The organism is Bacillus sp. CZDM1, from assembly GCF_055502545.1.
Map to the genome: position 1 here is coordinate 1 of NZ_JBUESO010000023.1, position 20,612 is coordinate 20,612.

Consider the following 20,612-nt stretch of genomic DNA (forward strand, 5'->3'; position numbering starts at 1 on the left):
GTGGAGCTGACTGATACTAATCGTTCGAGGACTTAACCAATTTTTAAAAGCGAACTCGTTTTACACACTTCTTCTGATTATCTAGTTTTGAGGGAGCAAAACCTCAACTCTATTTGAGTCTGGTAATAATGGCGAGAAGGTCACACCCGTTCCCATACCGAACACGGAAGTTAAGCTTCTCAGCGCCGATGGTAGTTGGGACTTTGTCCCTGTGAGAGTAGGACATTGCCAGGCAAACGAAGCACAACCTGATTAGGGTTGTGCTTTTTTGTGTTGTCCGAAAGGACAATAGGTTGTAAATAAAATGTGTGGATCGAGAATCGTGCCCGCGCGGCGACACTTTTAGAGAAAACGGTAACGATACTCGAAGAATCGTGCCCGTGCGGCAGCACTTCTAGAGAAAACGGTAACGAATAGAAGCTAAAGCCCAGATCCCCCCACACTCCCCAACCCTAATAGCCAACCATCCAAATCACACCCTACAAAAAAGTACGAAGTGTTTTACAATAAATCGTTACTAGACATACACCCAAATGCGATTACCAACATAAGATATACCGAGGGATGCCCTGATGAGGATAATTCTAAATTTTGTATACAATTCCAAAATATCGGGAAGAATAGGTGTATGGAGGTGGTGTGGTTGAGTTCATTAGCACATAGTCATTACCAGGAGACGTGCGTAATTTGCGAAAATCAAAAACAAAAAGGGATACATCTATATACTTCATTTATATGTACAGACTGCGAAGAAGACCTGATTCAAACAGAAACACATGATCCAAAATATAAATACTATCTAAAACAACTAAAAAAAATAACAACACCTGAAATTTTTTCATAAGGCTGTTTTCGTAAAGAGTGTTGTTAAAATCTTAAAGCCGATTTTAACGTGGAATAAACTGTTTTGAGCTTTAGAACTAAGTTTGTAGGCTCTTTTCTCTTTAATTTAGGCTATACTTAATGTAAATAATGCACAATCAATGGTGTTTACTTTCAAAAGGAAATACTATTTGAGAAAAAAGCCTTTCATAAAAAGTCCATCTGGGCTTTATTTTTTTGCCTAAAAGGGGGTAGCTGATGTCGTTTTTTGTTAAAATGAATGAGACTTATAAGGAGTATGACGATGAATAAACAAAATCGAATTCCATTATACGAAGCACTTCATAAACACAAAAGCAATAATCCCATTTCATTTCATGTTCCTGGGCATAAATCGGGGACTATTCTTCACCAGCACTCAGAAAATTTATTTCAGGAAATATTAAAAATCGATGCCACGGAATTATCTGGCTTGGATGATTTGCACTCCCCTGAAGGTGCAATAAAAGATGCGCAAGAGCTCTTAGCAGCACTTTATCAGGTCAAGGAAAGCTTTTTCTTAGTCAATGGATCAACCGTGGGCAATCTAGCCATGATTTTATCACTTTGTAAGAAGGATGATGTTATCCTGGTACAAAGAAATTGTCATAAGTCAGTCCTAAATGCCCTAAAACTAGCAAAGGCACGCCCGGTATTTTTAGAACCAGAATATAATCAGGACTGGAAGACGGCAGCAGGTGTCTCCACAGCAGTAGTTGAAAGAGCTATTTCCCTCTATCCAAAAGCAAAAGGGATTGTTTTAACATATCCGAACTACTATGGAATGGTGTATGATTTAAAAAATGTTATTGACCTTGCACATCTTCATAACATCCCTGTATTAGTAGATGAGGCACATGGGCCTCATTTTATTATTGGAGAGCCATTTCCGGCATCTGCCATTCAATTAGGAGCTGATATGGTCGTCCAATCAGCACATAAAACTCTTCCAGCCATGACAATGGGTTCATATTTACATATAAACAGCAATCTCGTTAACAGCGACACAGTCAAAGAGTACCTGCAATTGCTGCAGTCAAGCAGTCCATCTTACGTTATCATGGCTTCACTTGATCTAGCGAGGAATTATTTAGCAACCTACCAACGCAGCGATGTGGAATACTTACAAAAAGAAATAGCACGTTTTAAAAATGAGCTGTCTACTATTCCTAGTATTAAGGTATTGGACTATCCTGACTCACAAGGGGACATATTAAAGGTAACCATACAGTCAAGATCAAGGTTAAGCGGATTTGAACTTCAAAAGAAGTTCGAAGAGACAGGTATTTATACAGAGTTGGCAGATCCTTATAATGTGTTATTGATTCTTCCATTATTGAAGGAAAATCAAGTCTACCCACTAGTAGAAGCGGGCAGGAATATTAAGAAGCTGCTAGCGGAGTTGCCCTGTTTTTCCATAAAAGAAGAATTTCAAAGTAGCTGTGCTAAAATTTCTGAGTTAGCGATACCCTATGAAAAATGGTCGTTTTATGAAAAGATGGTAGTGGATATAGGGGGAGCAGCAGGAAAGGTAAGTGCGGAAACCATCATTCCTTATCCGCCAGGCAGCCCTCTTTTGCTGACGGGTGAGCTAATTACAGAGGGAAAAGTAAACCTTCTTACCCAGTTAATGAATGCAGGTGCCAGATTTCAAGGGGGCGCCTTCCTAGATAAAAAGCAAATTGACATATATAGGACAAGTTAAGATTTTGGAGGTTTATTCTTGATGAAGAACGGTTATTTTATTACATTTGAGGGCCCTGAAGGTGCAGGGAAGACAACAATCATCAGTATGGTAGCAAAGGAACTAAAAGAAGCATTATTAACGAGAGAACCCGGCGGTATTGATATTGCAGAACAAATAAGAATGGTAATATTAGATAAAGACAATACAGCAATGGACCCTCGGACGGAGGCACTGCTTTATGCTGCAGCCAGAAGGCAGCACCTTGTGGAGAAGGTTAAGCCAGCCATAGAGGATGGCAAGGTGGTCCTATGTGACCGTTTTGTCGATAGTTCATTAGCGTATCAAGGTCATGCCCGCGGATTAGGGATTGATGAAGTATTTTCTATTAATCAGTTTGCGATTGAAAAAATGATGCCTGACCTCACCATCTATTTTGATATTGAACCTGAGCTTGGATTAGAGCGGATTAACAAAAATAAAGGGCGGGAAGTGAACCGTCTTGATCTAGAAAAACTAGATTTCCATCATAAGGTCAGAGAAGGATATCATCTAGTAATGGAAAGATTTCCGGATAGAATCGTGAAAATCGATGCTTCTGGCGACGTAAATGACGTCTTTATAAAAACGATGGAAATACTAACAAGCAAATTATTAGAACGAGGAGCCTTCTGAATAAGGCTTTTTTATTTTTGGAGACAATTTTCAATTGGAGCCTCTTTCGAATATCAATGTGAGAAGGACAAATACCTGTTATAATATAGGAAAGACAAATGAAATGTGGATGAAGGGGTTGGTTTGAGATGAAACTTATCATTGCTGTTGTTCAGGATCAGGATAGCAACCGGTTATCAAAAGCACTGGTTGATAACAATTTTAGAGCAACTAAACTGGCAACGACAGGTGGCTTTTTGAAATCTGGCAATACCACCTTTATGATTGGAACAGAGGATATACGTGTAGATCGTGCCTTGCAAATCATTAAAGATAACTGTAAATCACGCGATCAATTAGTGGCACCTGTTTCTCCTATGGGTGGAAATGCAGACTCCTTTGTACCGTATCCTGTCGAAGTTGAGGTTGGCGGCGCTACAGTTTTCGTACTGCCAATTGAACAATATATGCATTTTTAATACGATACTATTTTGTAAGTGAGTGATAAACTTGGTAAAAACATGGGATCAATTAGAAGAGCTGCAGCCGGCCGTGCTAAAAATGGTAAAGAACAGTTTGTTGAAGAATCGTGTAGCCCATGCCTATTTACTTGAGGGAATCAGAGGGACTGGGAAAAAAGAAATCGCTTTATTAATCACAAAATCATTATTTTGTGATTCCTTAATGGAGGGCTATAAACCATGTGAGACTTGTCATAATTGCCGGCGAATTAACAGCGGTAATCATCCTGATGTCCATAAGGTCGAGCCTGATGGGTTATCGATAAAAAAACAGCAAATCCAAACTCTTCAGGAGGAGTTCTCCAAAAAAGGGGTAGAATCGTCTAGAAAAGTTTATATGATTAGCGATGCTGACAAAATGAGTGTGAGTGCAGCAAATAGTCTGCTTAAGTTTTTGGAAGAACCAAACTCACAAACAACTGCCTTTTTATTAACAGAGCAGCTGCAGCAGCTGTTACCAACCATTCTTTCACGGTGCCAAATTTTATCATTTAAACCATTATCTCCACAATCAATGATTAATCAGTTGACTGAGAATGGCGTAAATCCAATGAAGGCGCCATTATTAGCACAGTTGACGAATAGTCTTGATGAAGCATATGAATTAAATGTCGATGATTGGTTTGCACAAGCTCAAAAAATAGTGTTAAAATTATATGAGGTGTTGAAAAAAAATCCTTTAGAAGCAATGGTAACCCTTCAAGGAGATTGGTTCTCACACTTTAAAGAGAAAGAACAGATTAATCGTGGTTTAGATCTTTTACTTCTTATTTTTAAGGATTTATTATATATACAATTAGATAAACAGGAGCAAATCGTCTTTAAAGCTGAAAGTGAAGTGTTAAGGCAGTATGCTCTTGAAACATCCGGACGGCGGTTATCGGATCAAATGTCGGCTATTCTCGAGGCAAAAAGGAAGCTGCAGGCCAATATGAACCCACAGCTAATGATGGAAGAGCTTGTGTTAAATTTGCAGGAGGGATCTTCATTTGTATGATGTTGTAGGAGTACGCTTTAAAAAGGCGGGTAAAATCTATTATTTTGATCCAGGAGATCTCTCAATTCAAAAGGACGACTTTGTGATAGTCGAAACCGTTCGCGGGGTTGAATACGGTAAGGCTGTTGTTCCACGTAAACAGGTTGAGGAGCATGATGTCGTTCTGCCTTTAAAAAAGGTAGTTAGAATTGCAGATCATAAGGATCGAATGATTGTAGAAGAAAATAAACAAGCTGCCCAGGAAGCATATGATGTTTGTAATGAAAAAGTAAATGGACATCAACTAGATATGAAACTAGTCGATGTTGAATATACATTTGACCGAAATAAAGTGATTTTCTATTTTACAGCTGACGGGAGAGTTGATTTTCGTGAGTTGGTAAAAGATTTAGCAGCTATTTTTCGGACAAGAATTGAATTGCGCCAAATCGGTGTCCGAGATGAAGCAAAAATGCTTGGAGGAATTGGCCCTTGTGGAAGAATGTTATGCTGTTCCACATTTTTAGGCGATTTTGACCCTGTCTCCATTAAAATGGCAAAGGATCAAAATCTTTCATTGAATCCTACTAAAATATCCGGTTTATGCGGCAGGCTTATGTGCTGTTTGAAATATGAAAATGATGAATATGAAGCAGCAAAAGCACAGCTGCCTGATTTAGGGGAAATGATTGAAACTCCTCAAGGCCGAGGAAAAGTGGTAGGATTAAATATATTAGAGCGGGTACTTCAGGTGGAACTTAAGGAACAGGATCGAGTTCTGGAGTATACATTGGAGGAAATCATTAAAGAGGGTGCCTTTTCTATACAATCCACAGATTAAGAGGTGTGAGACGTGGATAAAAAAGAGATATTTGAATCAGTAAGCAATATGGAAACACAAATTGGCCATCTTTACCAACAGCTCGGGGAATTAAAGCAGCATTTAGCCGAAATACTAGAAGAGAATCATTACTTAAAGCTTGAAAATGAACATCTAAGACGCCGTTTAGATGTAACCACGGAAAAAGACAAGAAGAATGAGCAAGTTAAAAAAGGGACAACTTCCCGCGTGTCTGCTGGCGATCAGACATTGGACATCGGTGAAGGCTATGATAACCTTGCTCGTCTGTACCAAGAAGGATTCCACATTTGTAATCTGCATTTTGGGAGTTTGCGTAAGGAAGGCGATTGCTTATTTTGTCTCTCCTTTCTTAATAAGAAATAACTTAGAAGAGGGTGACCCAGGTCAGCCTCATTTTTTTACATATAATTTCGAGGTGGATAGCAGTGGTTAATTTAAAAGATGATGAGCGGCTTGATTATTTGCTTGCAGAAAATTTAAGGATCATTCAAAGTCCATCCGTTTTTGCCTTCTCTCTTGATGCCGTCTTATTGGCTCGATTTGTCTATGTTCCCATTCAAAAGGGAAATATAATTGATTTATGCAGTGGGAATGGAGTGATCCCATTGTTTCTAAGTGCGCGTACAAAAGGGAAGATTACTGGTGTGGAGATACAAGAGCGCTTATATGATATGGCCGTAAGAAGTATTGAATATAACAGTCTCGGGGACCGCCTTCAGATGATTCATGGTGATATAAAAGAGGTGCCCAGGCAGCTGGGACATGGGAAGTTTGAAGTTGTTACCTGTAATCCGCCTTATTTTCCAACTCCTTCAAAAGAAGAAATGAATCCGAATGAGCACCTAGCTATTGCTCGTCATGAGATACTATGTACATTAGAGGATGCTGTAAAGGCTTCTAGTCAATTAGTGAGGCAGGGCGGCAAGGTGGCGTTTGTCCATCGTCCAGGACGGTTAATGGATATTATTTCGGTCATGCGTCAGTATCGCCTTGAACCAAAGCGTATTCAGTTTGTATACCCAAAGCCAGGGAAAGAGGCCAATACCCTGCTAGTTGAAGCAATAAAGGATGGCAGTCCTGATTTAAAAATACTTCCTCCCTTATTTGTCTATAATGAAGAAGGGGAGTACACAGCAGATATCAGGAGAATTTTATATGGAGAATAAAAGAAACGGGTGGTTATAGTGTGGCAGCAAAAGAGTTTTGAGAACGAAACGCAAAAGGGAATACTTTATCTTGTCCCAACACCAATCGGCAATCTTGAAGATATGAGCTTTCGTGCTGTAAGGATATTGAAAGAGGCAGACCTGATTGCAGCTGAGGATACAAGAAACACAAAAAAACTATGTAACTACTTTGAAATTCAAACGCCTGTTGTCAGCTATCATGAACATAATAAAGAATCGAGTGGTGAGAAGCTCATTCACAAGATTAAGGATGGTATGAAGATTGCTTTAGTCAGTGACGCGGGTATGCCGGCTATATCAGACCCAGGATATGAGCTTGTAGAGGCTGCAATAAGTGAGAAGGTAACTGTAGTACCATTACCAGGAGCTAATGCAGCATTGCCAGCATTAATTGCCTCAGGGCTTACATGTCAGCCCTTCTATTTCTATGGTTTCTTAAACCGAAGTAAAAAGGAAAAGAAAACGGAGTTAGAGAACTTAAAAAAACAAACAGGAACTCTTGTTTTCTATGAATCGCCGCATCGACTCAAAGAAACCTTAACGAGTATGTATGATGTCCTTGGTAATCGAAAAGTAGCTATTTGCCGGGAGTTAACAAAAAAGTTTGAGGAATTTATCAGGGGAACCTTAGAGGAAATAATAAAGTGGGCTAATCAGGATGAAATTCGTGGTGAATTTTGTTTAATTGTTGAAGGTGCGGATGAGAGTAAATTAAAGGAAGAGGAAATGAACTGGTGGGAAACCTTGTCGATAGAAGAACATGTAAATCACTACATTAGTGTAAAAGGGATCCACTCAAAAGAAGCTATCAAACAAACCGCAATGGACCGAGGAATAAGCAAACGTGAAGTGTATCAGGCCTACCATATCGACTAATATCCAAAAAAAAGCTTCTCCCTCTTGGGAGAAGCTTGCTGTTTATTATTTTACTAATTCAAATTGGCTTTTGATTTCATTTACTAATTGCTCAGCGCCTTCACGGCTAAGGATTAGTTTTCCGCCAGCAAGTGCTAAGTTATCATCGGAAACTTCACCAGTTACTTGGCAAGTCATATTTGGCTTGTACTTCTTTAAGATGATGCGCTCATCATCAACATAAATTTCAAGTGCATCTTTTTCAGCAATACCAAGTGTTCTTCTTAATTCGATTGGAATAACCACACGGCCTAATTCATCAACTTTACGGACAATACCTGTAGATTTCATTTTTACTAGCTCCTCTCAATATAAACCTATTAATTTATTTTTCTATCTATTCGTCATTATTCGACATTATTTTTATAAATTAATAATACCAGCCATTCCCATTTCCGTCAATTATTTTATAGTAAAAAGTAATGGCAAATTTTATCAGTTTATTAGAATGTTGATATATCAATGAATAATGAATAATCATTCATCTGAAATAGATTTTTAATACTATTGTTGGATTATTATAGTGTTTTTAGTGTAGTTGTAACATTCGACAAAAAACTACAATATTCATTTGTTCTATTAGTATAATTTTCGACAGGAATATATATTTTTATGGGGGGAGCAAAGAAAAAAATAAAATAAATCTTTTGATTTTAGTTGGGTTTGTTGCACATTTATTGATTTTTAGTATATTTTGATGATATAAGAGGGTGAAAAAAGGCTATAATGATTTAGTAGAAAAGTCAATGTACCTATATTAGGAGGGTCCCATATGCAAGGAAAATTAAAAACGTTTTATCTTACTACTCCGATTTATTATCCAAGTGGAAATTTACATATTGGCCATGCGTATACAACAGTAGCCGGAGACGCGATGGCACGCTATAAAAGGATGCGCGGCTTTGATGTTATGTATTTAACGGGAACAGATGAGCATGGACAAAAAATTCAGCGTAAAGCTGAGGAAAAGGGAATTTCCCCGCAGCAGTATGTTGATGAAATTGTGGACGGGATTAAGGATTTATGGAAAAAGCTCGATATCTCCTATAATGACTTTATTCGGACAACGGATGAGAGACATAAACAAATTGTCGAAAAGATTTTCGCTAGACTGCTTGAACAGGGAGATATTTACCTGGACAAGTATGAAGGATGGTATTGTACACCGTGTGAATCCTTTTATACTGACCGCCAGTTAGTTGATGGAAATTGTCCTGATTGCGGCAGGGGAGTAGAAATTGTTAAAGAGGAATCTTACTTTTTCAAAATGAGTAAGTATGTTGATCGACTATTGCAATACTATGAGGAAAATCCAGAGTTTATCCAGCCGGAGTCACGTAAAAATGAAATGATTAATAATTTTATTAAGCCAGGTTTAGAGGATTTAGCTGTTTCCAGAACAACCTTTGATTGGGGAGTAAAGGTACCAGGCGATCCAAAACACGTTATTTATGTGTGGATTGATGCTTTATCGAACTATATAACTGCCCTCGGCTATGGTACAGATAATGATAGTAAATACTTGAATTATTGGCCAGCTGATGTTCATCTTGTAGGTAAAGAAATTGTACGTTTCCATACCATCTATTGGCCAATCATGTTGATGGCGCTTGATCTTCCACTTCCTAAAAAGGTTTTTGCTCATGGCTGGCTTTTAATGAAGGATGGGAAAATGTCCAAATCAAAAGGAAATGTAGTAGATCCTGTTACATTAATTGATCGCTACGGCCTTGACGCTCTTCGGTATTACTTATTAAGAGAAGTGCCATTTGGGGCTGACGGTGTCTTTACACCAGAAGGGTTTGTTGAAAGAATTAATTTCGATTTAGCAAATGACCTTGGCAACCTATTAAACCGTACAGTGGCGATGATTGAGAAATATTTTGATGGAGTCATTCCTGCTTATTCGGATTCAACAGGTGAATTTGATGAAGCACTGCTTCAAGTCAATCGTGAAACAGTTGCTAAATATGAGGAAGCCATGGAGAAAATGGAGTTTTCAGTTGCGCTAACATCCATTTGGCAATTAGTAAGCAGAAGTAATAAATATATAGATGAAACAAAGCCATGGACATTGGCAAAGTCAGAAGAAAATAAAGATGAACTGGCAAGTGTAATGGTCCATTTAGCTGAATCCTTAAGAAGAACAGCGATTCTTCTCCAGCCTTTCTTAACCGTGACACCTAATGGTATTTTTCAACAGCTTGGTGTTAACGATGAGGAACTTAAATCTTGGGAAAGCTTAGACACCTTTGGGGCTATTCCGAATGGAACAAAGGTTTCGAAAGGAAATCCGTTGTTCCCGCGCCTTGAAATTGCAGAAGAAGTTGAATTTATCCGTGCTAAAATGGGAGGTTCAGCTCCAATTGTTGAGGAGAAGCAAGAAGTAAAACAAGAAGAAAAGCCTGAGGAAATCGATGAAATTGCTATAGACGACTTTATGAAAATCGATTTGAGAGTGGCGGAAGTCATTCAGGCTGAACCAATTAAAAAAGCAGATAAGCTTCTAAAGCTTCAGTTGGATTTAGGCTATGAAAAACGTCAAGTAGTCTCAGGTATTGCCCAATATTATAAGCCTGAGGATTTAGTGGGCAGAAAAGTCATTTGCATAACGAACTTGAAACCAGTAAAGCTGCGTGGAGAACTGTCACAAGGAATGATTCTAGCAGGTTCAAAGGACGGAGAACTCTCACTGGCAACAGTTGATCAGTCTCTTCCAAATGGTTCAAAGGTAAAATAATCTAACGATAGAAATGTCCCTTAATGTTTCACGTGAAACAATTTTCGAGACATTTCTATTTTTTTCTCATAATCATTCGACACCACCATAGTTTATAAACAAAGGAGAAGTAGTCATGTTATTTGATACACATGTCCATTTAAACGCAGAACAATTTGATGAGGATTTGCAGGAAGTTATCGAGAGGGCAAAAGCTGCAGGTGTTTCCTATATGACAGTGGTTGGGTTCGACCGGCCAACGATTGAGAGGGCAATGGAACTGGCAGAAGAGTATGAATTTATCTATGCCTGTGTTGGCTGGCATCCTGTAGATGCCATTGATATGACAGATGAAGATCTGCTTTGGATAGAAGAGTTAGCAGCCCATCCAAAAGTAGTGGCAATAGGGGAAATGGGACTGGATTATCATTGGGACAAGTCTCCAAAAGACATCCAAAAGGAAGTATTTCGAAAGCAAATCAGATTGGCTAAGAAAGTAAAACTTCCGATTGTGATTCATAACCGAGAAGCAACAGCGGATATTGTTGAAATTTTACAAGAGGAGGGTGCTGCTGAAGTTGGAGGAATCATGCATTGCTTCAGTGGGAGCCCTGAAGTTGCCTTAGAATGTCTAAAAATGAATTTTCTTATCTCACTAGGAGGTCCGGTTACGTTCAAAAATGCCAAAAAACCCAAAGAAGTGGCAGCGGTCGTTCCGTTAGAAAAACTGTTGATTGAAACAGACTGCCCATATTTAGCGCCGCATCCTTACCGTGGAAAACGCAATGAACCGGGTTATGTAAAGCTAGTAGCAGAGCAAATTGCTGAAATTAAAGGCATATCATTGGAAGAAGTTGCTGAAGTGACGACTGCTAATGCAAAAAAATTATTCGACATAAACTGATAGACAAGCTTGTCGAAGTTCCTAGAAGCTTGTCCGAATTTTTTAATATAACTTAAAGTTCTACACGTCTCCTTTTCCTCATAGGATAACCGTGTCGATAAGTTTCCCTTTGCAAATTTCCCAATTATATGCATAATAGGAAATACGTTCACAACAAATGCAAGGGTTGACAGCCGACAACATGTTTCTCAATAATCTCTCCGAGAGAAGGAGGCGTTTTTCATCGTATTCAAAAACATGAAAAACCTGTTTTCCAAGTCTTTGAGTAAAAAGAGGTTGGCAATCACTTTTGCTAGTTTTGTAGTTTTAGCAGCACTTCTTGGTTTTTCATACTATGAAGGATCTAAGTATACCGTTGCATTGACTCTTAACGGACAGCAAAAAGTTATAAAAACACATGCCGATAAGGTTAAGGATATATTCGCTCAACAGGGTATATCATTAAACTCAAAAGACTACTTGTCACCTTCAGCTGATGCAAAGGTGAAAGACAATCAAAAAATTGTCTGGAAGCAAGCCAAACAGGTTCAAATGGTCCAAGACAACGAGAAAAAAACGATATGGACAACAGCAGGTACAGTCGCTGAGCTCCTAAAAGAGCAGAAAATTGTATTGAACGACCAGGATGAAATTTCACCTAGACCGCAGGAATCGATTAAAAATAAGATGGAAATCAGTATTAAATTAGCTCTTCATCTTACACTAGTTGACGGCGGAAAAGAGAAGCAAGTATGGTCCACTTCGGCTACGGTCGCTGACTTTTTAACACAACAGGGAATTAAACTTAATGAATTTGACCGAGTTGAACCGTCATTATCAGAGACAGTGAAAAAGGATGACGTCATTAACGTCATACGCGTAGAAAAAGTCACCGATGTAGTGGAAGAACCAGTTCACTTTGCCGTGATCACCAAGAAAGATGTGAGTTTAGAAAAAGGAAAAGAAGTAACTGTTAAAGATGGCAGACAGGGGCTAATTTCCAGAGAATATGAAGTCATCTTGGAAAACGGTAAAGAAGTTTCAAGAAAATTAATTAGTGAGCAGAGTCTTAGAGAGAAACTCGATAAAGTTGTGGCTGTTGGAACGAAGGAATTAGATATTCAAGTTTCCCGTGGAGCAGAAACTGGAACTGAGTTTTATGTTAATACTACTGCCTATACAGCCTATTGTAATGGCTGTTCAGGGGTAACTGCAACAGGATTTGATTTACGTGCCAATCCAAATGCAAAGATAATTGCTGTCGATCCTCGTGTGATTCCACTGGGGACAAAGGTTTATGTAGAAGGCTATGGCTATGCTGTAGCAGCTGATACAGGCGGCGCAATAAAAGGACACAAAATTGATGTTTTCTTTCCAACAAAAGCGGAGGCTTTCCGCTGGGGAGTTAGAAAGGTAAAAATCAAAATATTACAATAAGCTTAGCATTGCAGAGGTTTAATCAGCCTCTGCATTTTGCTTTTTCTCTAATATTCATTATACTTACAACGAGTAGATTAAGGTATTTACTTCATAATATGAAGGCATTTGTTAATATAGACGAAGGACATTACAAAAATGTTTCATTTATTTTTCAAATTTTTAATTTTTTATTAATCATGTACGGAGGAAATAATGAAGATTAAGGAATTCATTGTGGTGGAGGGAAAAGACGATACCACCACGATTAAACGAGCCGTTGATGCAGATACGATTGAAACCAATGGTTCTGCCATTAATGAAGAAACCATCGAAAAAATCAAAAGAGCACAAGAAACGAGAGGGGTAATCATCTTTACAGACCCCGACTACCCAGGTGAAAAAATCAGGAAAACGATTGCTGAAAAAGTACCTGGCGCGAAACATGCATTTTTACCAAAAGAAGTCGCAATCGCTAAAAATGGAAAAGGCCTGGGTGTTGAACATGCCTCTTTAGAAGCAATAAGAAACGCATTACGAGACGCACAAATCATGTCAGATACGATCAAAGAGGAAATCACACAAGAGGACTTACTTACAGCAGGACTCATTGGGGGAACAGGCTCAAAAGAGCGAAGGATCCTATTGGGAAAACTTTTGAAAATCGGTTATACCAATGGGAAGCAGCTTTATAAAAGATTGATGATGTTTCAAATTAGCAGGCAGGAATTTGCAGAGGCACTCGCAGTTGTGATACAGGAGGAAAAAAATGAATAAAGACATCGCTACACCGATTCGAACACGAGCCATCCTTGAGAAATATGGATTTTCTTTCAAGAAAAGTTTGGGCCAAAACTTTTTAATTGATACAAATATCTTACATAGAATTGTTGACTTTGCAGAGATAGGTGAAAATTCAGGGGCGATTGAAATTGGCCCTGGTATTGGTGCGCTGACAGAACAGCTTGCCCGCAGGAGTAAAAAGGTGGTTGCTTTTGAAATCGACCAAAGACTACTGCCGATATTATCGGACACTCTTTCACCGTATGAAAATGTAAAGGTTATCCATAAGGATATACTAGAAGCAGACGTTCAGGAGGTCATAGATACAGAATTTAAAGATTTTGTTGATCTTATGGTTGTTGCCAATCTCCCATACTACGTGACGACTCCGATTATTATGAAGCTGCTAGAGGAACAGATTCCAATACGAGGTATCGTGTGTATGCTTCAAAAAGAGGTCGCAGACCGCATTTCAGCCAAGCCAGGGACAAAGGAATACGGATCGCTTTCCATCGCTGTACAGTACTACACAAAGGCGGAGACGGTTATGATTGTCCCTAAAACAGTTTTCGTCCCTCAGCCAAATGTAGATTCGGCTGTAATCCGCTTAACAAGAAGAGAAAAGCCAGCAGTAATCGTAAAAGATGAGAAATTCTTTTTCCAAGTAACACGAGCGAGCTTTGCACAAAGAAGAAAAACACTACTAAATAATTTAACTAGTCAACTTCAGGATGGTAAACAAAAGAAGGAAGAAATCATAAGTGCATTAAATGCAGCTGGAATTGACCCAACGAGAAGAGGGGAAACTCTTTCCGTTGAGGAATTTGGAAAATTGAGTGATGAATTATATACCTATTTTCAATAGACCTTTTTAGGTCTATTTTTTTTCGATTAACAACTCGTCATTCACATTAACTTGTGTAGTTGCATAGCCTATCAAATAGAAACTTTATTTGGAAGGCCTATATGCTGGTCTAATTGGAGTGACAGCAGTGAATATAAAGATGATGGATATTGTCGGCAGACGGTCCTATAACTGTGATATTCTATTCCGGGTTATTGATATTCAAATACTAAATGGCCAGAAATTTGCAGTCCTATACGGTGAAGATATTCGCTTAGTGGCAGATGCTCCTTACGAGGATTTAGTGATCATTAACAAAAATGTAAGGTATAAAATGATACAGGAATACAAAACCCTAGAAGAGCAGTCCTTTCGCCTCTTTGCACAGGATGTTGATTTAATCAAGCAAAGGCAGGATTATGAAGCGACAGGCGGCTATGTACAGCCTGCCAATTATTTTCAAATCCCCGGAAAAGTTCTTCACTTAGATGGAGACCAAGATTACTTACAAAAGTGTATGACTTTATATGAGAAAATTGGTATTCCTGTCTATGGGGTACATTGTAACGAAAAGGAGATGCCGAAGAAAATTGGCGGCTTAATTGATCAATTTCGTCCAGATATTTTAGTCATTACTGGTCATGATGCCTATTCTAAGTCAAAAGGGAAAATATCTGACATTAATGCATACCGCCACTCAAAGCATTTTGTCCAAACCGTCAAGGAAGCACGAAGAAAGATTCCTCATTTAGATCAACTCGTTATCTTTGCTGGTGCCTGCCAATCTCACTTTGAATCTTTGATACATGCAGGTGCAAATTTTGCCAGTTCACCATCACGAATTAATATACATGCATTAGATCCCGTTTATATTGTTGCGAAAATCGGTTTCACGCCATTTATGGAGAGTATCAATGTTTGGGATGTTTTACGAAATACGCTAACTGGAGAAAAGGGACTGGGAGGCATTGAAACAAAAGGAGTCTTACGAACAGGAATGCCTTACAATCCTGTCCAGGAAGAAGAATCATAAGTCCTTCGGAGAAAAAGTGAGGGCTTATTTTTTTTAGTGCACATAATCCTCCCATTTTAAGGTAAACATAATGATTGTTGAAAATTGGGAGAAAAAGTAGAAGAAAAGATATTGACAATCTTTTTGTCGGACTGATATAATTTTATGTTTTTATTTGACAAGGACTATGTCAGTGTGATATACTTTACACAGTGAGGTGGACCGAATGCCAAAAACCTTAGCCGATATTAAAAAGGCTCTTGATTCAAATTTAGGGAAAAGATTGTTGCTGAAGGCAAACGGAGGACGTAGAAAGACAATCGAACGATCCGGTGTATTAGCCGAAACGTACCCTTCGGTTTTTGTAATCGAGTTAGATCAAGAAGAGAATTCATTTGAACGAGTTTCGTACAGCTACGCTGATGTACTTACCGAAACAGTTCAAATAACCTTCTATGAAGACGCAGCAGGAAACATAGCTTTAAGTTAGAATATAGGGCAATTTTTTAGGCAGAAAATCATCTGATTTTCTGCCTTTTGCTATTTATAAAATATAAATTAATGAAATACTTTCTAAATAACATACTAATAATGCCGTGAGTGGATAAAAGGGGTTGTTTAGATGGCAAGAAGAAGAAGAGGTGTTATGTCTACTCAGTTTAAAGAAGAACTTGCGAAAGAACTTGGATTTTATGATGTCGTCCAAAAAGAGGGCTGGGGCGGCATTCGAGCAAAGGACGCTGGAAATATGGTGAAAAGAGCAGTCGAACTTGCATCAGAGCAGCTAATGAAAAACAACAGGAATACGTAAAAGAAGTAGTTCACACTGTTACAATTTCTTAAGCCGCACTTGCTTCTCAATGTTTAAACAAATCAGACACCACGGTAAGGCCAGGGGGAAGAAAGCCCCTGGCCTTTAAATATTATCGCTTGACTTTTTTCCTATTTGAAGTTTTGTGGTAAAATAGGAAAAAATATATGATCGATATAGAAGTGTAGGTGGGCGTAGTGAAGCTTTTAGTAAAAGCACCAGCCAAAATTAATTTATCCTTGGATGTTTTGTATAAGCGTCCTGATGGTTTTCATGAGGTTGAAATGATCATGACGACGATTGATTTGGCGGACCGAGTTGAGTTGACATTGTTAGAGCAGGACAAAATACATATTCTTTCCCATAACCGCTATGTTCCTGACGACCAACGGAACCTAGCCTTTCAAGCGGCTCAATTATTGAAGGACCGATATCAAGTGAAAAAAGGTGTACAAATAACCATTGAAAAAACAATCCCTGTAGCAGCTGGTCTGGCTGGAGGCAGCAGTGATGCAGCTGCAACTCTAAGGGGACTTAATAAACTTTGGGAACTCGGATTAACGTTGGACGAGTTAGCCAATCTTGGTTCTGAAATAGGCTCGGACGTATCATTTTGTGTGTATGGCGGGACTGCTTTAGCCAAAGGCAGAGGGGAAATGATTACAGATCTTCCTGCTCCGCCAACATGCTGGGTCATTTTAGCAAAACCTTTTATTGGTGTTTCGACCGCAGAAGTTTACCGACGATTAGATTTAAACGGTATGGAGCATCCAAATATAAACGAAATGGTCAAGGCAATTGAAAACAATGATTATCAGAGCGTATGTGATAATGTCGGAAATGTCCTAGAGGATGTAACGTTAAAGCTTCATCCAGAGGTAGCACAAATCAAGGAGCAAATGAAGCGTTTTGGTGCGGATGCTGTTTTAATGAGCGGAAGCGGTCCAACAGTCTTTGGAATTGTTCAGCACGATTCGAGAATGCACCGGATATATAATGGTCTACGTGGTTTTTGTGATCAAGTATTTGCTGTAAGGATGCTCGGTGAACGACATACTCTTGATTAAAAACGTACATTAGTGATATCCTATTAGTAGAATATTCGTCTTTTTGGAGGATTGTTATGAAGTTTCGCCGCAGTGAACGATTGATAGATATGACTAGCTATTTACTTGACCATCCGCGCCAGCTTGTACCGCTCACCTTCTTTGCTGAACGTTACTCTTCTGCGAAATCTTCTATCAGTGAAGACTTAGCAATCGTGAAGGAAACCTTCGAACAAAGAGGTATTGGGACCTTACAAACGGTACCTGGTGCAGCGGGTGGAGTTAAATTTTTTGTAAATGTCAGTGATGAAGAGGCAAGACCATTTGTAAATGAATTATGTTCGTTAATTGCACATCCAGACCGCCTTTTGCCTGGGGGCTATTTATATTTAACTGATATATTAGGGGATCCAGCCATTGTTCAAAAAGCCGGTCGAATCATTGCATCAGCGTATGTAAATACGAAGATTGATGTGGTTATGACCGTAGCAACAAAGGGAATTCCTCTTGCTTATGCTGTCGCGAGTCAGTTAAATACACCTGTTGTCATGGTAAGGAGAGATAGTAAGGTTACCGAAGGCCCAACTGTTAGTATCAACTATGTTTCTGGATCGGCAAAGAGAATTCAAACAATGGTGCTCTCAAAAAGGAGCTTGGCACAAGGGTCGAAGGTCTTAGTTGTCGATGACTTTATGAAGGCTGGCGGAACCGTAATGGGAATGATAAGCTTACTAGAGGAATTTAATGCTCAAGTAGCTGGAATTGCTGTTTTGGTTGAAGCTGAAAAAATTGAAGAACGTCTTGTCGAGGAATACAAATCACTTGTTAAACTGACTGATGTTGATGTAAAAGAAAAAAGAATTCAGGTTACAGAAGGAAACTACTTTAAACGCAGAACGGAGGAATAAATATGCAAGTTGTTCAAACCAACCAAGCGCCTGCCGCGATTGGACCCTATTCCCAAGGAATCATTGTAAACAATCTTTTTTATAGCTCTGGCCAAATCCCGTTAACAGCTGAGGGAGTAATGATTGAAGGCGGTATAAAGGAACAGACTCACCAAGTTTTTAAAAATTTGGCTGCCGTGCTTTCTGCAGCAGGTGCATCCTTTGATACCGTTGTTAAGGCGACAGTCTTTATTAAAAGTATGGATGACTTTGCTTCCATAAACGAAGTATATGGTGAATATTTTTCAACGAATAAGCCAGCACGTTCTTGTGTAGAGGTAGCGCGGTTACCAAAAGATGCTTTGGTTGAAATTGAAGTAATTGCGCTCGTGAAATAATCACGAGCGTTTTTTTTGTCATATTTCCACTATGGATAATATTAATATATCTGACTTTTAAAAATGTTCATTATTTTACCTAAAATATTTTTAAAAAATTTAATATAAAAGAAGGATTTACTAGATTCCCTGTTGAATTAATAACACTAGCTTTTTAACATAAGAAAAGGGTGTGAGCACATGGAAGTAACAGACGTAAGATTACGCCGTGTTAACACGGATGGCCGTATGAGAGCGATTGCATCAATTACATTAGACAATGAATTTGTTGTTCATGACATCCGCGTTATTGACGGAAACAATGGTTTATTTGTCGCAATGCCAAGTAAACGTACTCCAGATGGAGAATTTCGTGATATTGCGCATCCTATTAATTCTGGAACGCGTGGTAAAATTCAAGAAGCTGTTTTGGCTGAGTATCATCGTTTAGGTGAATTAGAAGTAGAATTTGAAGAAGCCGGAGCTTCCTAGAAAGAACTATTCAACTAGAGCCTACTTCATAAGTAGTGCTCTTTTTTTATTCCTCACTAATCTCCTCTATAATCCCTTCACTAATTTTTTTCAAAATAACAAATTTGGACACTTTTCTTACATTCCTTGAAATGACTGACTAATTACGTTAATATTTTTAATGGATAAAGCTGTTTTAAAAATTGTTGTTAAAATCCAAATGCCGATTTTAACGCGAAATAAACTATTTATGTACTTGAATTAAGTTTGCAAGCTCTTTTCTTAGAAAAGAGCCATGGATAAAAAGGTAAATTGGAGGACTGTTCATGCATAATCGTTATGCTGTGATTTTGGCCGCAGGACAAGGTACCCGGATGAAGTCAAAGCTTTATAAAGTGTTACACCCTGTATGCGGTAAGCCGATGGTTCAACATGTAGTGGACCAAGTGAAGATGCTAAATATTCAAGAAATGGTTACTGTAATTGGTCATGGAGCTGAAAAGGTAAAAGGACAATTAGGGGAAGAAAGCCATTATGCCCTTCAAGAAGAGCAGCTCGGGACTGCACATGCAGTCATGCAGGCACATGAGATGCTCGAGGGAAAAGAAGGGATTACCATTGTAGTCTGTGGTGACACTCCTCTAATTAAAGCAGAAACGATGGAGTCATTATTTAAGCATCATAGTGAATTATCAGCGAAGGCAACCATTCTGACAGCAAGAATTGATGACCCGACAGGATATGGCCGAATCATCCGAAATGAAGAGGGTCTTGTTGAAAAAATCGTTGAACATAAAGACGCAACAGAGGCAGAGCGAGAAATAAATGAAATCAATACAGGAACCTATTGCTTTGATAATGCTGCCTTATTTGAAGCATTAAAGAAGGTTTCAAATGATAATGTTCAAGGTGAGTATTATTTGCCGGATGTCGTAGAAATCCTGAAGAATCAGGGAGAAGTGGTTACGGCCTTCCAAACGAAAGATTTAGAAGAGACTCTCGGTGTAAACGACAGAGTTGCTTTGGCTGAAGCAGAAAGAATTATGCGCAGCCGTATAAATGAAAGTCATATGCGAAATGGAGTCACCATTATTGACCCTGCGAATACCTACATCGAAGCAGATGTTGTTATTGGTCAGGATACGGTAATCCTTCCAGGAACGATCCTAAAAGGCAGGACCGTGATAGGAACAGAATGCCAAATCGGACCAAACTCAGAGATTGATACTTGTGAGGTTGGAAATGAAACGGTAATCCGTCAATCTGCGGCCTATAATAGCAGTATTGGATCGCTAGTTAATATTGGTCCCTTTGCACATATTAGACCAGATTCAGCTATTAATGATGAAGTGAAAATTGGAAACTTTGTTGAAATCAAGAAGGCCGTTTTTGGTAAGGGAAGTAAGGCTTCGCATCTAAGCTATATCGGTGATGCTGAGGTTGGAAGTGATGTAAATATCGGCTGTGGCTCAATAACCGTTAACTATGATGGTAAAAATAAATTCTTAACAAAGATTGAGGATGGAGTCTTTATTGGCTGTAATTCAAACTTAGTTGCTCCTGTTACCGTTGGAAAAGGAGCTTATGTAGCTGCCGGTTCAACCATAACAAAGGATGTACCTGGAAATGCATTATCCATAGCACGTTCACAGCAGGTAAACAAAGAAAATTATGTCGATAAACTTAATCTGAAAAAATAGCTA

The 20,612-nt window shown here is 38.7% G+C and carries 23 protein-coding genes and 1 rRNA gene; 23 read left to right on the forward strand and 1 reads right to left on the reverse strand.

Features of this window, described 5'->3' with window-relative positions; genetic code table 11:
- Positions 1-118: 118 nt before the first annotated feature.
- The 10 genes from rrf to rsmI all read left to right on the forward strand — a co-directional run bounded on the left by rrf (position 119) and on the right by rsmI (position 7,621).
- A 5S ribosomal RNA gene (gene rrf / locus ACY3XC_RS27180) occupies positions 119-234 on the forward strand.
- 394 nt (positions 235-628) lie between these two features.
- Positions 629-844: a sigma factor G inhibitor Gin gene (locus ACY3XC_RS27185; RefSeq protein WP_179161490.1), complete on the forward strand. Its 216-nt coding sequence runs from the start codon at positions 629-631 to the stop codon at positions 842-844.
- Between the two features lie 282 nt (positions 845-1,126).
- Positions 1,127-2,566 carry an aminotransferase class I/II-fold pyridoxal phosphate-dependent enzyme gene (locus ACY3XC_RS27190; RefSeq protein ID WP_464871349.1) on the forward strand — a complete coding sequence of 480 codons (1,440 nt, stop codon included), beginning with the start codon at positions 1,127-1,129 and terminating at the stop codon, positions 2,564-2,566.
- Positions 2,567-2,587: 21 nt separating this feature from the next.
- Positions 2,588-3,220 (forward strand): dTMP kinase, encoded by a 633-nt coding sequence (gene tmk, locus ACY3XC_RS27195; protein ID WP_464871377.1) that lies wholly within the window; start codon positions 2,588-2,590, stop codon positions 3,218-3,220.
- A gap of 128 nt (positions 3,221-3,348) precedes the next feature.
- On the forward strand, positions 3,349-3,678 hold the full coding sequence (locus tag ACY3XC_RS27200; RefSeq protein WP_045515592.1) for a cyclic-di-AMP receptor: 330 nt from the start codon (positions 3,349-3,351) through the stop codon (positions 3,676-3,678).
- 31 nt (positions 3,679-3,709) lie between these two features.
- Positions 3,710-4,717 carry a DNA polymerase III subunit delta' gene (gene holB / locus ACY3XC_RS27205; protein ID WP_464871350.1) on the forward strand — a complete coding sequence of 336 codons (1,008 nt, stop codon included), beginning with the start codon at positions 3,710-3,712 and terminating at the stop codon, positions 4,715-4,717.
- The gene (locus ACY3XC_RS27210) at positions 4,710-5,537 is read left to right on the forward strand and encodes a PSP1 domain-containing protein (protein ID WP_179161494.1); all 828 of its coding nucleotides are present in this window, start codon (positions 4,710-4,712) and stop codon (positions 5,535-5,537) included. The genes holB and ACY3XC_RS27210 overlap by 8 nt, the downstream gene beginning before the upstream one ends.
- Before the next feature lie 12 nt (positions 5,538-5,549).
- Positions 5,550-5,921, forward strand: a complete 372-nt coding sequence (yabA, locus tag ACY3XC_RS27215; RefSeq protein ID WP_464871351.1) for a DNA replication initiation control protein YabA — start codon at positions 5,550-5,552, stop codon at positions 5,919-5,921.
- Positions 5,922-5,983: 62 nt separating this feature from the next.
- Positions 5,984-6,724 carry a tRNA1(Val) (adenine(37)-N6)-methyltransferase gene (locus ACY3XC_RS27220; protein ID WP_464871352.1) on the forward strand — a complete coding sequence of 247 codons (741 nt, stop codon included), beginning with the start codon at positions 5,984-5,986 and terminating at the stop codon, positions 6,722-6,724.
- An 18-nt stretch (positions 6,725-6,742) separates the two neighbouring features.
- Complete coding sequence (gene rsmI, locus ACY3XC_RS27225; RefSeq protein WP_464871353.1) at positions 6,743-7,621, forward strand: 16S rRNA (cytidine(1402)-2'-O)-methyltransferase; 879 nt, start codon at positions 6,743-6,745, stop codon at positions 7,619-7,621.
- A gap of 45 nt (positions 7,622-7,666) precedes the next feature.
- On the opposite strand, the gene ACY3XC_RS27230 is transcribed toward rsmI, so the two are convergent.
- The gene (locus ACY3XC_RS27230) at positions 7,667-7,951 is read right to left on the reverse strand and encodes an AbrB/MazE/SpoVT family DNA-binding domain-containing protein (protein WP_045515586.1); all 285 of its coding nucleotides are present in this window, start codon (positions 7,949-7,951) and stop codon (positions 7,667-7,669) included.
- A gap of 481 nt (positions 7,952-8,432) precedes the next feature.
- Between ACY3XC_RS27230 and metG the strand changes: the two genes are divergently transcribed.
- The 13 genes from metG to glmU all read left to right on the forward strand — a co-directional run bounded on the left by metG (position 8,433) and on the right by glmU (position 20,609).
- Entirely contained in the window at positions 8,433-10,400 is a 1,968-nt protein-coding gene (gene metG, locus ACY3XC_RS27235; protein WP_464871354.1) for a methionine--tRNA ligase, read from the forward strand.
- A 115-nt stretch (positions 10,401-10,515) separates the two neighbouring features.
- On the forward strand, positions 10,516-11,283 hold the full coding sequence (locus ACY3XC_RS27240; RefSeq protein WP_464871355.1) for a TatD family hydrolase: 768 nt from the start codon (positions 10,516-10,518) through the stop codon (positions 11,281-11,283).
- A 237-nt stretch (positions 11,284-11,520) separates the two neighbouring features.
- The gene (locus ACY3XC_RS27245) at positions 11,521-12,699 is read left to right on the forward strand and encodes a ubiquitin-like domain-containing protein (protein WP_464871356.1); all 1,179 of its coding nucleotides are present in this window, start codon (positions 11,521-11,523) and stop codon (positions 12,697-12,699) included.
- 195 nt (positions 12,700-12,894) lie between these two features.
- Positions 12,895-13,455, forward strand: a complete 561-nt coding sequence (rnmV, locus tag ACY3XC_RS27250; protein ID WP_464871357.1) for a ribonuclease M5 — start codon at positions 12,895-12,897, stop codon at positions 13,453-13,455.
- Positions 13,448-14,326 carry a 16S rRNA (adenine(1518)-N(6)/adenine(1519)-N(6))-dimethyltransferase RsmA gene (rsmA, locus tag ACY3XC_RS27255; RefSeq protein WP_464871358.1) on the forward strand — a complete coding sequence of 293 codons (879 nt, stop codon included), beginning with the start codon at positions 13,448-13,450 and terminating at the stop codon, positions 14,324-14,326. The genes rnmV and rsmA overlap by 8 nt, the downstream gene beginning before the upstream one ends.
- A 127-nt stretch (positions 14,327-14,453) precedes the next feature.
- Positions 14,454-15,338 carry a sporulation peptidase YabG gene (gene yabG / locus ACY3XC_RS27260; protein WP_179161532.1) on the forward strand — a complete coding sequence of 295 codons (885 nt, stop codon included), beginning with the start codon at positions 14,454-14,456 and terminating at the stop codon, positions 15,336-15,338.
- A 205-nt stretch (positions 15,339-15,543) separates the two neighbouring features.
- Positions 15,544-15,807, forward strand: coding sequence for a biofilm formation stimulator Veg (gene veg, locus ACY3XC_RS27265; protein WP_132097037.1), 264 nt, complete (start codon positions 15,544-15,546; stop codon positions 15,805-15,807).
- Between the two features lie 156 nt (positions 15,808-15,963).
- Positions 15,964-16,128 carry a small, acid-soluble spore protein, alpha/beta type gene (locus ACY3XC_RS27270; RefSeq protein ID WP_133372061.1) on the forward strand — a complete coding sequence of 55 codons (165 nt, stop codon included), beginning with the start codon at positions 15,964-15,966 and terminating at the stop codon, positions 16,126-16,128.
- Between the two features lie 197 nt (positions 16,129-16,325).
- Positions 16,326-17,195: a 4-(cytidine 5'-diphospho)-2-C-methyl-D-erythritol kinase gene (gene ispE / locus ACY3XC_RS27275; RefSeq protein ID WP_179161503.1), complete on the forward strand. Its 870-nt coding sequence runs from the start codon at positions 16,326-16,328 to the stop codon at positions 17,193-17,195.
- Positions 17,196-17,251: 56 nt separating this feature from the next.
- Positions 17,252-18,082 carry a pur operon repressor gene (gene purR, locus ACY3XC_RS27280; protein WP_179161504.1) on the forward strand — a complete coding sequence of 277 codons (831 nt, stop codon included), beginning with the start codon at positions 17,252-17,254 and terminating at the stop codon, positions 18,080-18,082.
- A 2-nt stretch (positions 18,083-18,084) separates the two neighbouring features.
- Positions 18,085-18,459 (forward strand): RidA family protein, encoded by a 375-nt coding sequence (locus tag ACY3XC_RS27285; protein ID WP_464871359.1) that lies wholly within the window; start codon positions 18,085-18,087, stop codon positions 18,457-18,459.
- Between the two features lie 180 nt (positions 18,460-18,639).
- Positions 18,640-18,930 (forward strand): septation regulator SpoVG, encoded by a 291-nt coding sequence (gene spoVG / locus ACY3XC_RS27290; protein ID WP_003347151.1) that lies wholly within the window; start codon positions 18,640-18,642, stop codon positions 18,928-18,930.
- A 305-nt stretch (positions 18,931-19,235) separates the two neighbouring features.
- Positions 19,236-20,609: a bifunctional UDP-N-acetylglucosamine diphosphorylase/glucosamine-1-phosphate N-acetyltransferase GlmU gene (gene glmU / locus ACY3XC_RS27295; RefSeq protein WP_464871361.1), complete on the forward strand. Its 1,374-nt coding sequence runs from the start codon at positions 19,236-19,238 to the stop codon at positions 20,607-20,609.
- Positions 20,610-20,612 lie beyond the last annotated feature (3 nt).